Origin of the sequence: Blastococcus litoris (assembly GCF_003075095.1) — a bacterium.
Lineage (GTDB): Bacteria > Actinomycetota > Actinomycetes > Mycobacteriales > Geodermatophilaceae > Blastococcus_B > Blastococcus_B litoris.
Map to the genome: position 1 here is coordinate 328251 of NZ_QCZF01000001.1, position 14875 is coordinate 343125.

Annotated in this window: 22 protein-coding genes; 11 read left to right on the forward strand and 11 right to left on the reverse strand. The window is 74.8% G+C overall.

Annotation, left to right across the window (positions count from 1 at the left end):
- Positions 1-85: 85 nt before the first annotated feature.
- Entirely contained in the window at positions 86-817 is a 732-nt protein-coding gene (locus DCS98_RS01610; RefSeq protein ID WP_116450108.1) for a (2Fe-2S)-binding protein, read from the forward strand.
- Positions 818-858: 41 nt separating this feature from the next.
- Positions 859-1710, forward strand: coding sequence for a 4,5-DOPA-extradiol-dioxygenase (gene ygiD, locus DCS98_RS01615; protein WP_206340050.1), 852 nt, complete (start codon positions 859-861; stop codon positions 1708-1710).
- Here the strand turns inward: ygiD and DCS98_RS01620 are convergent.
- The 4 genes from DCS98_RS01620 to DCS98_RS01635 are packed head-to-tail and all read right to left on the reverse strand — an operon-like array spanning position 1707 to position 4342.
- Entirely contained in the window at positions 1707-2300 is a 594-nt protein-coding gene (locus DCS98_RS01620; RefSeq protein WP_116449591.1) for a hypothetical protein, read from the reverse strand. The two genes, ygiD and DCS98_RS01620, sit on opposite strands and share 4 nt — an antisense overlap.
- A 7-nt stretch (positions 2301-2307) precedes the next feature.
- The gene (locus DCS98_RS01625) at positions 2308-2580 is read right to left on the reverse strand and encodes a helix-turn-helix transcriptional regulator (protein ID WP_116449592.1); all 273 of its coding nucleotides are present in this window, start codon (positions 2578-2580) and stop codon (positions 2308-2310) included.
- Positions 2568-3422: an ABC transporter permease gene (locus DCS98_RS01630; RefSeq protein ID WP_116449593.1), complete on the reverse strand. Its 855-nt coding sequence runs from the start codon at positions 3420-3422 to the stop codon at positions 2568-2570. Before DCS98_RS01630 ends, DCS98_RS01625 begins: the two co-directional genes overlap by 13 nt.
- Positions 3419-4342 carry an ABC transporter ATP-binding protein gene (locus DCS98_RS01635; protein WP_164704326.1) on the reverse strand — a complete coding sequence of 308 codons (924 nt, stop codon included), beginning with the start codon at positions 4340-4342 and terminating at the stop codon, positions 3419-3421. The genes DCS98_RS01630 and DCS98_RS01635 overlap by 4 nt, the downstream gene beginning before the upstream one ends.
- Before the next feature lie 110 nt (positions 4343-4452).
- On the opposite strand from DCS98_RS01635, the gene DCS98_RS01640 reads away from it, so the two are divergent.
- On the forward strand, positions 4453-4665 hold the full coding sequence (locus DCS98_RS01640) for a DUF4287 domain-containing protein (protein ID WP_116450111.1): 213 nt from the start codon (positions 4453-4455) through the stop codon (positions 4663-4665).
- 4 nt (positions 4666-4669) lie between these two features.
- Here the strand turns inward: DCS98_RS01640 and cobA are convergent, their stop codons facing one another.
- Positions 4670-5950 carry a uroporphyrinogen-III C-methyltransferase gene (gene cobA / locus DCS98_RS01645; RefSeq protein WP_116449594.1) on the reverse strand — a complete coding sequence of 427 codons (1281 nt, stop codon included), beginning with the start codon at positions 5948-5950 and terminating at the stop codon, positions 4670-4672.
- Positions 5947-7110 carry a nicotinate-nucleotide--dimethylbenzimidazole phosphoribosyltransferase gene (gene cobT / locus DCS98_RS01650; RefSeq protein ID WP_241037019.1) on the reverse strand — a complete coding sequence of 388 codons (1164 nt, stop codon included), beginning with the start codon at positions 7108-7110 and terminating at the stop codon, positions 5947-5949. The genes cobA and cobT overlap by 4 nt, the downstream gene beginning before the upstream one ends.
- Positions 7111-7187: 77 nt before the next feature.
- On the opposite strand from cobT, the gene DCS98_RS23245 reads away from it, so the two are divergent.
- The 6 genes from DCS98_RS23245 to DCS98_RS01675 are packed head-to-tail and all read left to right on the forward strand — an operon-like array spanning position 7188 to position 10853.
- The gene (locus tag DCS98_RS23245; RefSeq protein ID WP_206340051.1) at positions 7188-7667 is read left to right on the forward strand and encodes a hypothetical protein; all 480 of its coding nucleotides are present in this window, start codon (positions 7188-7190) and stop codon (positions 7665-7667) included.
- Positions 7664-7957 carry a transcriptional regulator gene (locus DCS98_RS23250; protein ID WP_206340052.1) on the forward strand — a complete coding sequence of 98 codons (294 nt, stop codon included), beginning with the start codon at positions 7664-7666 and terminating at the stop codon, positions 7955-7957. The genes DCS98_RS23245 and DCS98_RS23250 overlap by 4 nt, the downstream gene beginning before the upstream one ends.
- A 17-nt stretch (positions 7958-7974) precedes the next feature.
- On the forward strand, positions 7975-9033 hold the full coding sequence (locus tag DCS98_RS01660; protein ID WP_116449596.1) for an AbrB family transcriptional regulator: 1059 nt from the start codon (positions 7975-7977) through the stop codon (positions 9031-9033).
- Positions 9006-9383 (forward strand): hypothetical protein, encoded by a 378-nt coding sequence (locus DCS98_RS23485; RefSeq protein WP_241037021.1) that lies wholly within the window; start codon positions 9006-9008, stop codon positions 9381-9383. Before DCS98_RS01660 ends, DCS98_RS23485 begins: the two co-directional genes overlap by 28 nt.
- 55 nt (positions 9384-9438) lie before the next feature.
- Positions 9439-10101, forward strand: a complete 663-nt coding sequence (locus tag DCS98_RS01670) for a TetR/AcrR family transcriptional regulator (RefSeq protein WP_116449597.1) — start codon at positions 9439-9441, stop codon at positions 10099-10101.
- Complete coding sequence (locus DCS98_RS01675) at positions 10098-10853, forward strand: maleylpyruvate isomerase family mycothiol-dependent enzyme (RefSeq protein WP_206340053.1); 756 nt, start codon at positions 10098-10100, stop codon at positions 10851-10853. Before DCS98_RS01670 ends, DCS98_RS01675 begins: the two co-directional genes overlap by 4 nt.
- 4 nt (positions 10854-10857) lie before the next feature.
- On the opposite strand, the gene DCS98_RS01680 is transcribed toward DCS98_RS01675, so the two are convergent.
- Positions 10858-11346 carry a type II toxin-antitoxin system PemK/MazF family toxin gene (locus DCS98_RS01680; RefSeq protein WP_116449598.1) on the reverse strand — a complete coding sequence of 163 codons (489 nt, stop codon included), beginning with the start codon at positions 11344-11346 and terminating at the stop codon, positions 10858-10860.
- A 203-nt stretch (positions 11347-11549) separates the two neighbouring features.
- Here DCS98_RS01680 and DCS98_RS01685 point away from each other — a divergent pair, with 203 nt between their 5' ends.
- Entirely contained in the window at positions 11550-11687 is a 138-nt protein-coding gene (locus DCS98_RS01685) for a hypothetical protein (protein WP_164704327.1), read from the forward strand.
- A gap of 14 nt (positions 11688-11701) precedes the next feature.
- On the opposite strand, the gene DCS98_RS01690 is transcribed toward DCS98_RS01685, so the two are convergent.
- Together DCS98_RS01690 and DCS98_RS01695 are read right to left on the reverse strand one after the other, a co-directional pair.
- Complete coding sequence (locus DCS98_RS01690) at positions 11702-12127, reverse strand: VOC family protein (protein WP_116449600.1); 426 nt, start codon at positions 12125-12127, stop codon at positions 11702-11704.
- A 40-nt stretch (positions 12128-12167) separates the two neighbouring features.
- Positions 12168-12767 carry an MSMEG_1061 family FMN-dependent PPOX-type flavoprotein gene (locus DCS98_RS01695; RefSeq protein ID WP_116449601.1) on the reverse strand — a complete coding sequence of 200 codons (600 nt, stop codon included), beginning with the start codon at positions 12765-12767 and terminating at the stop codon, positions 12168-12170.
- A gap of 40 nt (positions 12768-12807) precedes the next feature.
- Between DCS98_RS01695 and DCS98_RS01700 the strand changes: the two genes are divergently transcribed.
- Positions 12808-13191, forward strand: a complete 384-nt coding sequence (locus DCS98_RS01700; RefSeq protein ID WP_116449602.1) for an acyl-CoA thioesterase — start codon at positions 12808-12810, stop codon at positions 13189-13191.
- 3 nt (positions 13192-13194) lie between these two features.
- Here the strand turns inward: DCS98_RS01700 and DCS98_RS01705 are convergent, their stop codons facing one another.
- Positions 13195-13863 (reverse strand): lysophospholipid acyltransferase family protein, encoded by a 669-nt coding sequence (locus DCS98_RS01705; RefSeq protein ID WP_241037023.1) that lies wholly within the window; start codon positions 13861-13863, stop codon positions 13195-13197.
- Between the two features lie 84 nt (positions 13864-13947).
- Positions 13948-14565, reverse strand: a complete 618-nt coding sequence (locus tag DCS98_RS01710) for a PAS and ANTAR domain-containing protein (protein ID WP_164704328.1) — start codon at positions 14563-14565, stop codon at positions 13948-13950.
- Positions 14566-14875 lie beyond the last annotated feature (310 nt).

A 14875-nucleotide genomic window follows, 5' to 3' on the forward strand; every position in this document is an offset into this window, starting at 1 on the left:
CCACACCGTATGGCCCGTGGTCCCGGCCGTCTGCCCCGGGACGGCGGACGGCTGGTTCCGTGCGGCGGCCGGTCAGACTGACCCCGTGGCGGAGCGGCTCCAGGACGCGGTGACCGCGCAGTTGCCCGGCGCCGCGGCCCTCGGGCTCGTCGCCCCGGCGTCGGCGGTGGTCGTCCCGGGCACCGCGCTGGCCGATCCCGGCTGGACGGCGCGGCAGCTGCGCGGCCCCAGCGACCCGCGGGTGGCGGCCACGCTCTGGTGGTACTCGGTGTCGTCGGTGCTGGTGACGCCGTCGTTGGCCGGTCTCGTCGTCGGGTCGCCGCTGTCGGCGCGCCTCGACGACCTCTCCGTCGCCTTCTCGGCCGGCCGGCCGGTCGCCGCCGTCTCCTCCGCGCGGGGAGGGGATCTCGCCACGGACCTGCGCGCCTCCCTGGCGGCCGTCGTGGCGGCGGTGGCCGAGGCCGGGTCGGCGCGCGAGCGGCCGCTGTGGGCGATCGCGACCGACTCGCTGGCCAACCGGCTGCTGGCACTCGGTCAGGCGCTGGGGGACGTCGGCCGCGCCACCGGTCTCGCGGCGCCGCTCGCCGCCGGCGTGGGTCCGCCGCTGCCGCCACCGCGCTACGAGGACGTCGCCGGGCGCCGGTTCGTCCGGCGGGCGTCGTGCTGCCTGCTCGACCGGGTGCCCGGCATGCCCACCTGTCTCTCGTGCCCGAACCGCGCACCGGAGGAGCGCCGGCAGCTGCTGGAACGGCTCGCCCGCGGCCGGTGGAGCGACGAGATCCGGAACGGTCGCACTCCGCCGTCGGCGGGGCGATGATCGCTGCAGGACCGTCGTCAGGACGACAGGGGGAGAGCCGGATGCCCGTGATGCCTGCTGCGTTCTTCGGCCATGGCAACCCGATGAACGCGCTCGAGAAGAACCGGTACACCGAGGCCTGGCGCGCGTTCGGCCAGGCGGTCCCGCGCCCGCGCGCGATCCTCGTCGTCTCCGCGCACTGGTACGTCCAGGCGACGGCGGTGACGGCCATGCCGCGTCCGCGCACGATCCACGACTTCTTCGGCTTCCCGCGCGAGCTCTTCGACGTCGACTACCGGCCGCCGGGGTTGCCCGAGCTCTACGAGGAGATCGCCGACGTCGTCCACCCGACGTGGGTCGGGGCCGACGTGGACAGCTGGGGGATCGACCACGGCGCCTGGTCGGTGCTGATGCACGCCTTCCCGGACGCCGACATCCCCGTCGTCCAGCTGTCGATCAACGCGCTCAAGTCCTTCGACTACCACCTGCAGCTGGGGGCGGCCCTCGCACCGCTGCGCGAGGACGGCGTGCTCGTCATCGGCAGCGGCAACGTGGTGCACAACCTGGGCGGCGTGAGCCGGGCGCTGCCGGACTCGGGATTCGACTGGGCCCAGCGCTTCGACCAGCAGGCCAAGCAGGTGATGCTGACCGACCCCACCGAGGTCGGCCGGCTCGACGGGCACCGCGACTTCGACCTCGCCGTCCCCACCCCCGACCACTTCCTGCCGCTGCTCTACGTCGCCGGCGTCGCGGGGGCGACCGGGACGACCGCGGAGGTCCTGGTCGACGGCTACTCGTACGGCTCGTTGTCGATGACGGCGTACACCGTCGGCATGGACGCGCCGTCGTCGTCCGGCTCGGGGTTCGCCGCCCCGCTGCCCGAGGGTCCGCCGGCGGACGGCGCCAACATCTAGCGGTCAGCGCTCGCCGTGCGCTCGCGCAGCAGGCGGACCGTGGCGTCGGGGTCCCGCGCGGCGAACGACACCCGATCGACCTCGTGGGCCCTCCCGTCGACCTCGACGGTCGCGGCAGGGGAGAAGCGCAGCTCGACGCCCGTGGCGCCCATGAAGGAGAGGGCCAGGGCGCCGTCGCCGAGCTCGAGGGTCGTCCGGTGGTCGCTGCGCACCTGCCGGCGCACCGCGACGAGGTCCTCCAGGGGGATGCGCACCGTCCGGAAGGGGCCGGACCGCAGCAGCAGCGCACCGGACCGCAGCAGGTGCGGGTGCTGGCGCATCGTGCGGTCGAAGGCCAGCAGCCCCAGCACCCCGTAGAGGCTGAGCACCAGGAGCGGCCAGCGCAGCGGTGCCCAGGTGACCAGCACGTGCACGACCACGGTCTCGAGCACTCCGACCACGGTGATCGTCCCGATCACCGCGCCGTCGAGCCCGTTGTACGGCAGCGGTACGTCATCCGGCCCCACGGCCGTGCGCCCGCGGACCCACCACCACAGCGCACGGGCCAGCCCCGCCTGCGAGCGCAGGAACCGCGCCACCCGCGAGCCCACCGACGCCTCAGGCGGTGCGGGGTTCGTCGCCCGCCGGCGGACGCAGGTCGCTGATCCGCGGGAAGGGCTCGGTGGAGAAGATCGTCTCCACGGGGAGGCCGAAGAACTCCGCGATCCGCAGCGCCAGGTGCAGGCTCGGGCTGTACTCGCCGCGCTCCAGGTAGCCGACGGTCTGGTAGTGGACGCCGAGGGCGTCGGCCAGCTGCCGCCTCGTCACGCCCTGCTCCGCGCGGAGCAGCGCGATCCGGTTGTGGACGGCGTCGCCGTTCACCTGACCCACTGCAGGGCCGCCTCCTTGGCCTCCAGCACCTGGGAGCCGGACTGGCGTCGCGCCATCCGGCGCAGCACCCGCGGCGTCACGAGCAGACCGAACGCCGCCCAGGCGCCCAGCACCAGCACGGTCATGCCGGTGCGCCAGGAGTCGTCGAGCTCGAAGGCGGCCGCGCTGTCCGGGAGGAAGGCCGAGCGCATGCCGAGCCCGATCCAGTAGGTCGGGAACACCTGCGCGACGACCTGGACCCAGTGCCACATCGCCTGGATCGGGACGAAGATGCCGGAGATGGTCGTCAGCACGATGACGGGCAGCATCCCCCAGGTGCCGACCTTCTGGACGCTGGGGACGACCGAGCCCAGGATCATCCCGAGCGGCAGGGTGGCGAGCAGCCCGAGGACGGCGACCCACGCGACGGTGAGCCACCCGGCGAGGCCGTTGCTCATCACGTCGTCGAAGAGGAAGAAGCTCGGGACGAGGATGACCAGCAGCAGGGGCAGCAGTCCCAGGGAGTGGAACAGCAGCTGCCCCGTGACGTACCCCTGCATGCCGTGCGGCATCGCCTTGTGCCGCAGCAGCGTGCCGTCCTCCCGCTCCATCGCCAGGGCGTAGGCCGGACCGATCACCACCCCGAACGCGAGCAGGGCGCCGAGGATGCTGGGCAGCGCGAACGCCGGGTACAGCAGCCCGGTGTCGCCCACCTCGTTGTCGCGGTTGAACCACAGCACGACGAGGGTGACCCCGGCCATGAACAGGTAGAACCCCTGGTCCTGGGTGCTGCGCAGGCTCAGCGCGAACTCGGTCCAGCCGCGGCGCAGGCCGAGGGCGATGGCGTGGCGGGTGGGGTTCACCGGGAGACCTCCGCGAGGACCGGGGCGGAGCGGTCGCCGGACTCGAACCGCTGCACCATGGCGATGTAGGTGTCCTCGAGGCTGGCCCGGCGGACCTCGAGGTCGGCGATCTCCTCGCCGTGCTGCTCGAACAGCAGGCGGACGAAGGGGGTCGGGTCCTCGGTCGCGTGCACGAACCGCTCGCCGTCCCGGGTCCAGCGCACCTCGGAGGTGCCGGCCACCTGACGGGTGAGCGCCTCGGCGCTGCCGTCGGCGACGATCCGGCCCGCCGCGAGGATGAGGATCCGGTCGGCCAGCCGCTCGGCCTCGGCCAGGTCGTGGGTGGTCAGCAGGATGGTCGTGCCCTCCAGGTCCGACAGCCGGTGCACCAGGTCGTGGAAGTCGCGGCGGGCCTGGGGGTCGAACCCGGCGGTCGGCTCGTCGAGGAACAGCAGCTCGGGCCGGCCGATGATGCCCATCGCGACGTCCAGCCGCCGCCGCTGCCCGCCGGAGAGGGTGCCGATCTTCCGGTCGGCGTTCTCGGTCAGGCCGACGACGTCCAGCAGCCAGTCCAGCTCGTAGGGCCGCGGGTGCTCGGGGGTCGAGTAGGGGGCGAAGTAGCCGCCGAGCTGGTCGAGCAGGCGCCGCGGGGTCCAGCGGGCGTGGTCGCGCCACGACTGGAGGACCACCCCGACCCGCGCCCGCCAGGCGTCGCCGGCGACCGCCGGGTCCTGGCCCAGGACCTGGACGTCACCGCCGGAGCGCATCCGGAACCCCTCGAGGATCTCGATGGTGGTCGTCTTGCCGGCGCCGTTGGGGCCGAGCAGGCACACCACCTCGCCCTGGTGCACCTCGAAGTCGACGCCGGTGAGGACGTCGTGCGTGCCGTAGGTCATCTGCAGCCCGGAGACCCGGACCACCGGTTCGAACTGCGAGCTCATCTGGCGACACCGTCCCTGGAGCGCGTTCCCGGATGGGTGAGGCAGATAGTAGGAGTGCTACATCTGCCGTACAAGTGCTCACGGCGCCGTGCATGCGGCAGGCTGGGCGCATGAGCGAGAAGGTCCCGGGCCCGGCCAGCTACTTCCCGGCTATCGAGAAGAGGTACGGGCGGCCGATCCCGGAGTGGCAGCAGCTCATCCGCTCGTCGCCGCTGACGAAGCACATGGAGCTCGTCGGCTGGTTGAAGACCGAGCACGGGCTGGGCCACGGGCACGCCAACGCCCTGGTGGCGCACACGCTCGCGGAGGACGCCGGGCGCTGACTGGTCAGTCCAGGTCGGCGTCGTCCTGCGGTGGCGCGTCGTGCGGAGCGTTCAGCGCGACGACCGCGCCGACCACCCAGACGGCGGGCGGGCGGATGCCTGCCTCGGCGACGGTCCGGGGCAGCCCGGCCAGCGTGGTGCGGACGACGCGCTGCGTCGGGGTCGAGCCGTCGGCGACGACGCCCACGGGCGTGTCCGGCGCGCGGCCGTGCTCGACGAGGGCGGCCGCGATGGCGGGCGCGGTGTCCACGCCCATGAGGACGACGACGGTGCCGCGCAGCCGGGCGATCGCCGGCCAGTCGACCAGCGACTGGGGGTGGCCGGGAGGCAGGTGCCCGGACACGACGACGAACTCGTGGGTGAGGCCGCGGTGGGTGACCGGGATGCCGGCGAGGGCCGGTACGGAGATCGCGCTGGTGACGCCCGGGACGACCTCGACCGGGACGCCGGCGGCCACGCAGGCCTCGAGCTCCTCCATGCCGCGGCCGAACACGAACGGGTCACCGCCCTTGAGCCGGACCACCCGCTTGCCGGCGAGCGCGTGCTCCACGAGGAGGGCGTTGATCTGCTCCTGCGCCATCGAGCGGCCGCGGGGCAGCTTCGAGGCGTCGATCACCTCGACCGAGGCGGGCAGCGACTCGAGCAGCGTGAGCGGGGCGAGGTGGTCGGCGACGACGACGTCGGCCTGCGCGACCGCCTGCCTCCCGCGCACGGTGATCAGCCCCGGGTCGCCGGGCCCCCCGCCCACCAGGACGACGCTGCCGCCGCGCGCCGCCTCCGGTGTGCGCGCGGCGCGGTCGGCGATGCTCCCGTCGGTGAGGCCGGCGACGACGGCGTCCCGGACGCCGATCGCGCGCTGGGGGTCGCCGCCGCCGTGGACGCCGACGACCAGCTCGCCGTGCCGTCCCACGGCCGGGGTCCAGACGCTGGACGCGGCGCGGTCGTCGGCGCGGGCGCAGAAGATGCGGGCGCGCTCGGCCTCCGCGGCCACCGCGGCGTTCACGGCCGGGTCGTCGGTGGCCGCGACGGCGTACCAGGCGCCGTCGAGGTCGCCCGGCTCGTAGCGGCGGCGCACCCAGGTGAGCGAGCCCGGCTCGACCAGCGCCTCCAACGCCGGCGTCACCTCGGGGGAGACCAGGGTGACGCGGGCGCGCGCGGCGAGCAGACCGGCGACGCGGCGGTGGGCCACCTGGCCGCCGCCGACCACGACCACGCGGCGGTCGAGCAGCCGCAGGCCGACGGGGTAGACGACCCCGCTGCCCGGGTCCACCGGCGTCGCGCTCACTTCTCCGTGACGCCCGCGGAGTCGAAGGTGGCCACGTCGCGCAGCGCCCGGGCGGCGCTCGCCACCAGCGGCAGGGCCAGCAGCGCGCCGGTGCCCTCGCCCAGCCGCAGGTCCAGCCCGAGCAGGGGGCGCAGGCCGAGGGACTCGAGCGCGATCGCGTGCCCCGGCTCGACGGACGCGTGACCGGCCACCGCGTACTCGATCGCGGTGGGGCACAGCGCGGCCGCGGCCAGCGCGGCGGAGCCGGCGATGGCCCCGTCGAGCAGGACCGGGACGCGGGCCGCCGCTGCGCCGAGCACGAAACCGGCCAGCGCCGCGTGCTCCAGCCCGCCGACCTCGGCCAGCGCGGCCAGCGCCTCGGCGGGTGTGGTCGGCCGCGCGGGCACCCGCTCGACCGCACGTGCCACGACGGCCACCTTGCGGGCCAGCGTGGGGTCGTCGACCCCGGTCCCGCGGCCGGTCGCGGCGACCGCGTCCGCACCGGTGAACGCGCAGACCAGCGCCGCGGAGGCGGTGGTGTTCGCGATGCCCATGTCGCCGGTGACCAGGCAGGGGGAGGCGGTGGCCAGGCGGGTGGCGACCTCGATGCCCGCCTCGACCGCGCGGCGCGCCTCGTCGAGCGTCATCGCGGGCCCCTCGGCGAGGTCGGCGGTGCCGGCCCGCACCTTCCGGTCGAGCAGGTTCTCGGCCGGGTCCAGCGTCGCCGCGACCCCGACGTCCACGACGACGACCTCGGCGCCGAGCTCGGCGGCGAAGGCGTTGACCACGGCCCCGCCGGCCAGGAAGTTCGCCACCATCTGGGCGGTCACCTCCTGCGGCCACGGCGTGACCCCCTGCGCGTGCACCCCGTGGTCGCCGGCGAAGACCGCGACCACCGCCGGGACCGGCAGCGGTGCGGGGCAGGTGCCGGCGATCCCGGCCAGCTGGACGGCGACGTCCTCGAGCACGCCCAGGGAGCCCGGCGGCTTGGTCATCCGGTCCAGCCGCTCCCGGGCGGCGCGCTCGGCCGCCTCGTCGCGGGGGACGACGGCATCGATGGTCTCGCCCAGCAGGGTGCCGGCGAACGGGTGCGGGTCGGTGCTCAGCTCGTCTCCTCGGGCGTGGGTCGTGGGGACAGGATCCCAGCGCCGGGGTCGGGTGCCGCGGGGGAGGTCCCGCAAGGACCCTGGCAGGCGCGTGTTGCGCGCCGGTGACGGGCCGCTTGACGATCCGGAAAGCGACCGCCATGCTTTCCAGTATGGAAAGTCACGGCGGTGCCATGGACCGGGCGGCGGCCGCGGCGGAGCTCGCCGCACTGGACGCGGACCGGGCGGCGCTGGCCGACCGCGTGATCCAGCCCTGGTGGTGGGACGTGACCCTCGGTCTGTCCTTCTTCGGCTTCGTCAGCAGCTACGCCTTCCACGACGTCCGGGTCATCGCCGCCGCGCTGGTGCTCTTCTTCGCCGCCTTCCTGGGACTGGTCGCGGCCTACCGGCGGATCACCGGTGTCTGGTGGGACGCCACGAAGGTCGGGCCGGTGCAGGAGCGCGTCCGTCGGGCGCTGCGCTGGTGGGGATGGGGCTACGGCGTCGCCATGCTGGGGGGTGCCGCCGCGGAGTACCTGCTCGACCTGCGCGGCGCGATGGTCGTCGTCGGAGCCGTGCTCGGTGTCTGCGTCGCCGTGAGCTCGCGCTGGGTGAGCCGGGTCTACGCCGCAGGGCTGCGGGCGGTCCGGTGACCGCTGTCTCGCCCCGCTTCGACGCGGTCATCCACCCGCCGCCCCGGCTGCAGATCTGCGGGCTGCTCGCCCACGTGGAGACGATGGGGTTCGCCGTCGTGCGCGAACAGGTGGGCGTCAGCGACTCCGTGCTCTCCAAGCACGTGAAGCAGCTGGAGGAGGCCGGCTACGTGTCGGTCGGCAAGTCCACCCGCGCGTCCCGCGTGCGCACCGACCTCGCCCTGACGGCGGCCGGTCGGGCGGCGTTCGACGCCCACGTCGCCGAGCTGCGGCGGATCACCGGGGCCTGACCGGGCAGAGTGACCCCGTGGGCAACCGGGGTCGCGAGCTGCTCCCGCTGGCCGCGGTCGTCGCCGCCGCCGTGGTCGCGAGCCTCGCCTTCGCGGCGCTGGGCGTGCCCTCCCCGGCGCTGTTCGGCGGGCTGCTGGCCGGCCTGGTCCGGGCGCTGGCCGTCCGCGGCGCGGTCGCCGTCCCCGGTCCGGCCACCACTGCCGGCCAGGCGGTCATCGGGGTGGCGATGGGGTCGCTGGTCGACCTCGGGACGCTCCGCGCTGTGGCCGCCAACTGGCTGCCGGTCCTCCTGGTGACCGTGGGGACGCTCGCGCTGAGCCTCGGCGCCGGCCTGCTCCTGCGCCTGCAGCCGGGCATCACGCCGGTGACCGGGGCGTTCTCGATGATCGCCGGCGGCGCGTCCGGGATCATCGCCATGGCCCGCGACCTGGGCGCCGACGACCGCATGGTCGCCGTCCTGCAGTACCTGCGGGTGCTGCTGATCGTCGTCCTGATGCCCGTGGTCGCCACCGTCGTCTACGGGGCGTCGGGCAGCGGGACCACCGGACCGGCCGAGGACGGGTCGGGTTGGGCGGGCGGGCTCCTGTTCACGGTCGGGTGCGGCGTGGCCGGCCTGGTCGCGGGGCGGCTGGCGCGGGTGCCGGTGGCGGCGCTGCTGGGGCCGATGGTGGCGGCCGCCGCCGTCGACCTGTCAGGGCTGGGACGCGGCGCGGAGGTGCCCGGCCCGGTCCAGGCCGCAGCCTTCCTCGTGATCGGCCTGCAGGTCGGCGTGAGCTTCACCCGCAGCAGCCTGCGCACCATCGGCCGCGCGCTGCCGCTCGCGCTCGCCGTGATCCTCGGGCTGGTCGTGGCCTCTGCCGGGCTCGGCGGGGTGCTCGCGGCCGTCACCGGGGTCAGCGCGCTCGACGGCTACCTCGCCACGACGCCCGGTGGTCTCTACGCCGTCCTCGCCACCGCCAGCGACATCGGCGCCGACGTGACCTTCGTCCTCGCCGTCCAGGTGCTGCGGCTGTTCGTCATGCTCCTCAGCGCCCCGCTGGTCGCCCGATGGCTGCGCAGATCCGCGGGGAGCTGACCGGGAGCGCCCTCCGGGCCTACGCTTGCTGGCCGGGCACGGCGCCGACCGGCGGCGCGGCGCACCAGACGCTGGAGGCGGAACTGACCGAGGACGCTTCGACCGGCACGGGCACGAGCGACGACGACGCCGTGCTCCTCTTCGTCGGCGGTCCCCTCGACGGGCGGGTGGAGATCCGCGCGGCCCGGCACGGCGACCCGCTGCCGACGGTCACGCACGTCCACCTGCACGGCGGGCCCAAGGTGGTGCACCGGTACGACCTGGAGCCGCTCAGCGAGGGCGTGGGCGTCTACAACCTCCGGCCGCCGTCCCGGAGACCGGCCCGGGACGAGTCCGCCGCGGCCGAGTGACCAGCGGGGTCCTACGACCCTGTTGACGTCCTAACGGTGTTAGGACACTTCCGGCATGACCGGGACGGTGCCCGCCGACCGCCGGCAGCGGCGGCGGCAGGAGACCATCGAGCAGGTGCTCGACGTCGCCGTCGAGGTCATGGCCGACCAGGGGGTCGCCGGGCTCACGCTGGGCGAGGTGGCCCGGCGGATGGGGATCCGGCCGCCGTCGCTCTACGGGTACTTCGACGGCAAGCACGCGCTCTACGACGCCCTGTTCGAGCGGGGCTGGCGCGAGCTGCTGGGCGTCGTGACCCGCAGCCACGAGGGGACCGTCGGACGCCCGCCGGCCGAAGCGCTGCTGACGGTGGAGACCGCGTTCGTGCGCTGGGCCGTGGAGCACCCCGCGTACGCGCCGCTGATGTTCTGGCGGCCCGTCCCCGGCTTCGCGCCCTCGCCCCGCGCCTACGCGCCCGCCCTCGAGCTCGAGCGCCGGAGCCGCGCGTTCCTCGCCGACCTGCGCGACGCCGGGCTCCTGGCCGCGTGCACCGACCTCGACCTCGCCCACCGCACCCAGACCGCCGTGATCAGCGGCGTGATCTCCCAGCAGCTGGCCAACGCGCCGGGGGAGCCGTTCGAGACCGGCACCTACACCTCGACCCTGCCCACCGTGGTCGCCATGTGGCTGGCCCACCACGGCGGGACGCCGATGACATCCCCCCGAGAGGCACGCCGATGACCGCTACCACGACCGCCCGTCCTCCTGCCCGAGCCGCCGTGCTGGACCGCGCGCCGGCGATGCGCCTGGCCGCGGAGGAGTACCGCCGGTTCACCGACCTGCTCCGCGAGCTCGACGCGGAGGACTGGTCGCGGCCGACCGACTGCCCCGCCTGGGACGTCCGCGCGATGGCCGGCCACGTGCTCGGCATGGCGCAGATGGTGGCGTCCGTGCGGGGGCTCGCCGGCCAGAACGTCGCGTCCGCGCGCGCCGGTGGCGGTATCGACGCGCTCACCGCCGTCCAGGTCCGGCGGACCTCCGGGCTCTCGGCCGAGCAGGTCGTGGCGCAGCTGGACTCGATCGGCCCGCGGGCGGTGCGGGGACGGCGCCGGTTCGCGACCGTCCTGGGCCGCGCGGTCCTCCCCGAGACGCAGGAGGTCGGCGGGCAGCGCGAGCGCTGGCGGTTCGGCTTCCTCGTCGACGTGGTGCTCACCCGCGACACGTGGATGCACCGGACCGACGTCGCCCGGGCGACGGGTCGCGACCTGCACCTGACCCCCGGCCACGACGGCGTGGTGGTGGCCGACGTCGTCGCCGAGTGGGCCGCGCGGCACGGCCGTCCGTACCGCCTGCGGCTCACCGGGCCGGCCGGTGGCAGCTGGTCGGCCGGCACGGACGGCGACGAGCTCGAGCTGGACGCCGTCGAGTTCTGCCGCGTCCTGTCCGGGCGGGGCAGGGGCGAGGGGCTGCTGGCCCAGCAGGTCCCGTTCTAGCCGGTCACCAGCCCTGGACCCGGCGCGCCGCGGCGACCACGCGGTCGAAGCGCGCCCGGTCCAGGGCGGCGCCCTCGCGGCGCACCGCCGCGGGGTCCAGCTCGAGCAGGCGGTCCAGGCGCACCTCGCTGGGCCGGTTGCGGGCATCCCACGAGCCGGTGCCGATGTCGGTCCAGACCCGGCCGTGCCGGGCCTCGTCCGCGGCGTCCCGGTCGTGGTCCTTGCTGGTGAGCATCAGGCCGAGCAGGACGTCGCCCCGCCGGCCGACGACGAGGACCGGCCGGTCCTTCCCCCGACCGTCCCCCTCGTCGTAGGGCACCCAGGCCCACACGATCTCGCCGGGATCGGGACGGCCGTCGGCGCGGGGGCGGTACTCGACGTCCGGGCCCGCGGGGGCCTCAGGACGGGCCGGTCGCCGGCGCGGCGCGGCCGCGGTGCCGGTCCGGCGGAGCAGCCCGGCGACCCGGCCGAGGAGCGCGAGAGGGCGTGCCATGGGAGCACCGTACGGGTGCTCGACTGTCACTTGTGACACATCGGCACCAATTGGTCACGGAGAGGGTTGCGCCTGCCGATAGCGGGGCACCATGGCCCCACGGGGCGGACGCGGCGGGACGTCCCGGGAGACGGGGGTCCCCAGTGACGACGTTCGAACCGGTCCGACCGGCCGTCCCGCGAGCCCGTGAGGTGCAGGCCAGCGTGCTGGCCGCCTTCCAGCTCGTGGAGGACGCGCGGTACTTCGGCAGCGGGCGGCCCCGGCGTCGTCGGCGCTCCCGCGTCCTGGCCGAGCGGGCTGTCGCCGACCGGAAGCTGCTCCGGGACCTCCGCGCCGGCTGAGGCGGGCCGAACCCTCAGGTCACGCAGAACTCGTTGCCCTCCGGGTCGGCCATGGTGACCCACTCGAAGGGCCCCTGCGACCCGCGCCAGAGCTCTGTGGCGCCGAGTCCCAGCAGCCGCGCGACCTCCGCCTCGCGGCGGTCCGCGCCGACGCGGACGTCGAGGTGCAGCCGGTTCTTCACCGTCTTCGGCTCGGGCACCGCCTGGAACAGCAGCCGTGGGCGGCCGGCGTCGGGGGAGCCGATCGCCGCACCCACCTTCCACACCAGCGCACCCTCGTGCTCGGTCGTGTCGGACTCGGCCGCGGCCCCCGTCTCGACCATGCGGCGGATGAAGGACTCGTCCTGCGCTTCGACCTGCCAGCCCAGCACCTCCGCCCACCAGTCGGCGAGGTCGTGCGGTGCGGAGCTGTCGATCACGATCTGGACGTCGAAGGACATGCCCGGAACCTAGGGGCACCCAGCGACGAACGGTCCGTTCTCAGAGCTCCTGGGCGAGGTCGGCGCGGATGGTCGCGTCGTCGGGCAGGTCCGTCTCGAGCGCGCAGTGGTCCTTGAGCACCCGGCCGAACGGGGTGAGCGCGGTCTTGTCGACCTGCCGCGACGGGTCCCACAGACCCGACCGCATCACCGACTTCGGGCACTGGAAGTAGGCCTTGTGCACCGTCACCTGCAGGACCGACAGGGGTGCGCGGCCGAACTCGGTGAGGTCGACGTCGAGGTCCTCCGGCCGCAGCAGCGTCGTCGTCCCGTAGACGCGCAGCGTCTGCTCGATGCCGGGGACGAGGAACATCAGCGCGGCGCGGGGGTTCGTCGCGACGTTGCGCAGGCTGTCGACGCGGTTGTTGCCGGGGCGGTCGGGCAGGAGCAGGCGGTGCTCGTCCAGCACGTGCACGAACCCGGGGTCGCCGCCGCGCGGGGAGATGTCCGGCCAGCCCTCGGCGTCCGCGGTGGCCAGCGTGGCGAAGGGGGAGTGGGCGATGAACTCGCGGCAGTGCCGGTCGAGGTGGTCGATGACCTTGTCCAGCACCAGCCCGCCGGGGGCGCGGTAGCCGGCCAGCACGTCCTCGACGGTGTCCACGGACAGACGGTAACGGGTGTCCCCGCTAGCGTGGCGCCCCGTGCCAGAGGTGTGGAGCTCGCCGGTCCGGTTCGTGGAGTGCGACCAGCAGGGCGTCGTCTTCAACGCCCACTACCTGACCTGGGCCGACGAGGCGTCCAACCACTGGTGGGCGTCCCACGGCCTGCCCTGGGACGTCGTCGCCGCGCGGGTGAACCCGGTGGTGAAGGCGAGCACGCTGGAGTGGACGTCGTCGGCCCGCTGGGGTGACACGGTGGCCGTCGACGCGGAGACCGAGCGGGTGGGCCGGACCAGCGTCACGGTCCGCTACACGATCCGCGTCGGCGAGCGCGAGTGCTGCGTCGTCCGCAACACCTACGTGGCCACCGACGGCGGGCGGGCGATCCCCTGGCCGGACGACATCCGGGATGCGCTCACCGGCTGACGCTCACCAGCCGGCCTTCTCCTGCCCGGACAGCTCGGCGATCGACTCCATGATCGTGTCGGTCACCTGGCGCCGGGCGCGGTTGCTGCCGGCCTGACCGCGGTGCTCGGGGAAGGTCAGCGGCTTCCCGAAGGCGACGGAGAACCGGTGCGGGCGGGGCCAGCTGGCGCCCACCGGCTGGATGCGGTCGGTCCCCCGGATGCCCACCGGCACGACCGGGCAGTCGGCGGTGAGCGCCAACCAGGCGACGCCGGTCTTCCCGCGGGCCAGCCTCCCGTCGCGGGACCGCGTGCCCTCCGGGTAGATGCCGAAGCCGCCGCCGGCGCGCAGCACCGTCATCGCGGTGTCGAGGGCCTCCTGCGCGGCGCGGTGGGTCTGCCGTTCGACCGGGAGCGCGCCCAGCGCGGAGAACCAGGTCTTGGTGAACCAGCCCCTGATCCCCGGCCCGCGGAAGTACTCGGCCTTGGCCAGGTAGCCCACCCGCCGGGGCGCCATGAGCGGGATGGCCATGCTGTCGATGAAGGACAGGTGGTTGCTGGCGATGATGAACGGGCCGGTGGCCGGGACGTTCTCGCGGCCCTCCACGTGCGGCCGGAAGACCAGCAGGAACAGTGGTCGCAGGATGAGCCGCGAGATGAGGTAGACCACGCCGCGTTGTCCCTCCTCGGGCACGTCGGGTGCACGTGGTCGACGGATGTCGGCACGTGGCCCCGGCATTGTCCCGAACGCCCGCGCGCGGCCCGGACCCAGGCCGGATCAGCGCAGCGGCTGGGTGGGCGGGCAGGCGTCGCGGATGATGGCGCGCACGTCGGCCGGCAACCGCATCGAGCCCGCCGCGGACTGCGTGATGACCTCCGCGACGTCGCGGACCTTGCGGTGCGTGTGGCTGGAGATGTGCGCCAGCAGGTCGAAGGCGACCTGGTCCCCGCAGCCGGTCAGCAGCATGAGGATGCCCTTGGCCTGCTCGATGGCGGCCCGGCTGGCCATGGCGGCGCGCATCTGCTCGACCTCGGCCTCGAGCGCCCGGGTCCGGTCGGCGGTGCCCGCCGGCCTGCTGTCGGTGATGTCGACGCACATGCCCTCGACGGCGGCGACCTCGCCGGTGGGGCCGAGCTGCGGCTCGCCCACGAGGACGACGGATCGCTGCCGCCCGTCGGCCCGCAGGATCCGGGTCTCGAGAGCGAACGCGCGACCGTCGGCGCAGGCCTGGGCGATCGCCTCGAGGATGCGTGCGCGGTCCTCGGCGTGCTGGTAGCGCAGGTACTCGTCGGTGGCCGGAGGAGGCGAGGACGCGGGCAGGCCGTGCATCGTGAACATCTCGGGGGACCACCACCAGGCCTGCGAGGTCCGGTCGTAGCGGTAGCGGCCGGTCACCCGCTCGGGCGCTCGGGGCGCGGCGGCCCTCGGCTCGGCGTCCTGGCGAGGAGCCCTCGCCGGCCGGGTGGTCGGACGCGGGCGTGAGAGCGCCGGAGACGCCATGGCAGTTCCCCCTCGTCGCGGGCGCCCCGGCGCTACAGCCGTGGGTTCGACTCCGGGCCGGGCCCCACGCCGGGGCCGGTCGCTCCGCTGCGAGGACGGTACGACGGCGCGCGGGAGGGCGCAGAGGGCGAAAGGTGGTCCGCAACGGAACTGGTCCGGTCGCCGGCCGGTCGTCCCGTCGTGCCGTGACCGACGGTGCCGTGAC

What these genes read in the sequence shown, in the direction of transcription:
- ygiD (WP_206340050.1), top strand. Translation starts at nt 859, where the DNA reads ATGCCCGTGATGCCTGCTGCGTTCTTCGGCCATGGCAACCCGATGAAC.
- DCS98_RS01635 (WP_164704326.1), bottom strand. Translation starts at nt 4,342, where the DNA reads ATGAGCTCGCAGTTCGAACCGGTGGTCCGGGTCTCCGGGCTGCAGATG.
- DCS98_RS01640 (WP_116450111.1), top strand. Translation starts at nt 4,453, where the DNA reads ATGAGCGAGAAGGTCCCGGGCCCGGCCAGCTACTTCCCGGCTATCGAG.
- DCS98_RS23245 (WP_206340051.1), top strand. Translation starts at nt 7,188, where the DNA reads ATGGAAAGTCACGGCGGTGCCATGGACCGGGCGGCGGCCGCGGCGGAG.
- DCS98_RS23485 (WP_241037021.1), top strand. Translation starts at nt 9,006, where the DNA reads ATGGCTGCGCAGATCCGCGGGGAGCTGACCGGGAGCGCCCTCCGGGCC.
- DCS98_RS01670 (WP_116449597.1), top strand. Translation starts at nt 9,439, where the DNA reads ATGACCGGGACGGTGCCCGCCGACCGCCGGCAGCGGCGGCGGCAGGAG.
- DCS98_RS01675 (WP_206340053.1), top strand. Translation starts at nt 10,098, where the DNA reads ATGACCGCTACCACGACCGCCCGTCCTCCTGCCCGAGCCGCCGTGCTG.
- DCS98_RS01680 (WP_116449598.1), bottom strand. Translation starts at nt 11,346, where the DNA reads ATGGCACGCCCTCTCGCGCTCCTCGGCCGGGTCGCCGGGCTGCTCCGC.
- DCS98_RS01690 (WP_116449600.1), bottom strand. Translation starts at nt 12,127, where the DNA reads ATGTCCTTCGACGTCCAGATCGTGATCGACAGCTCCGCACCGCACGAC.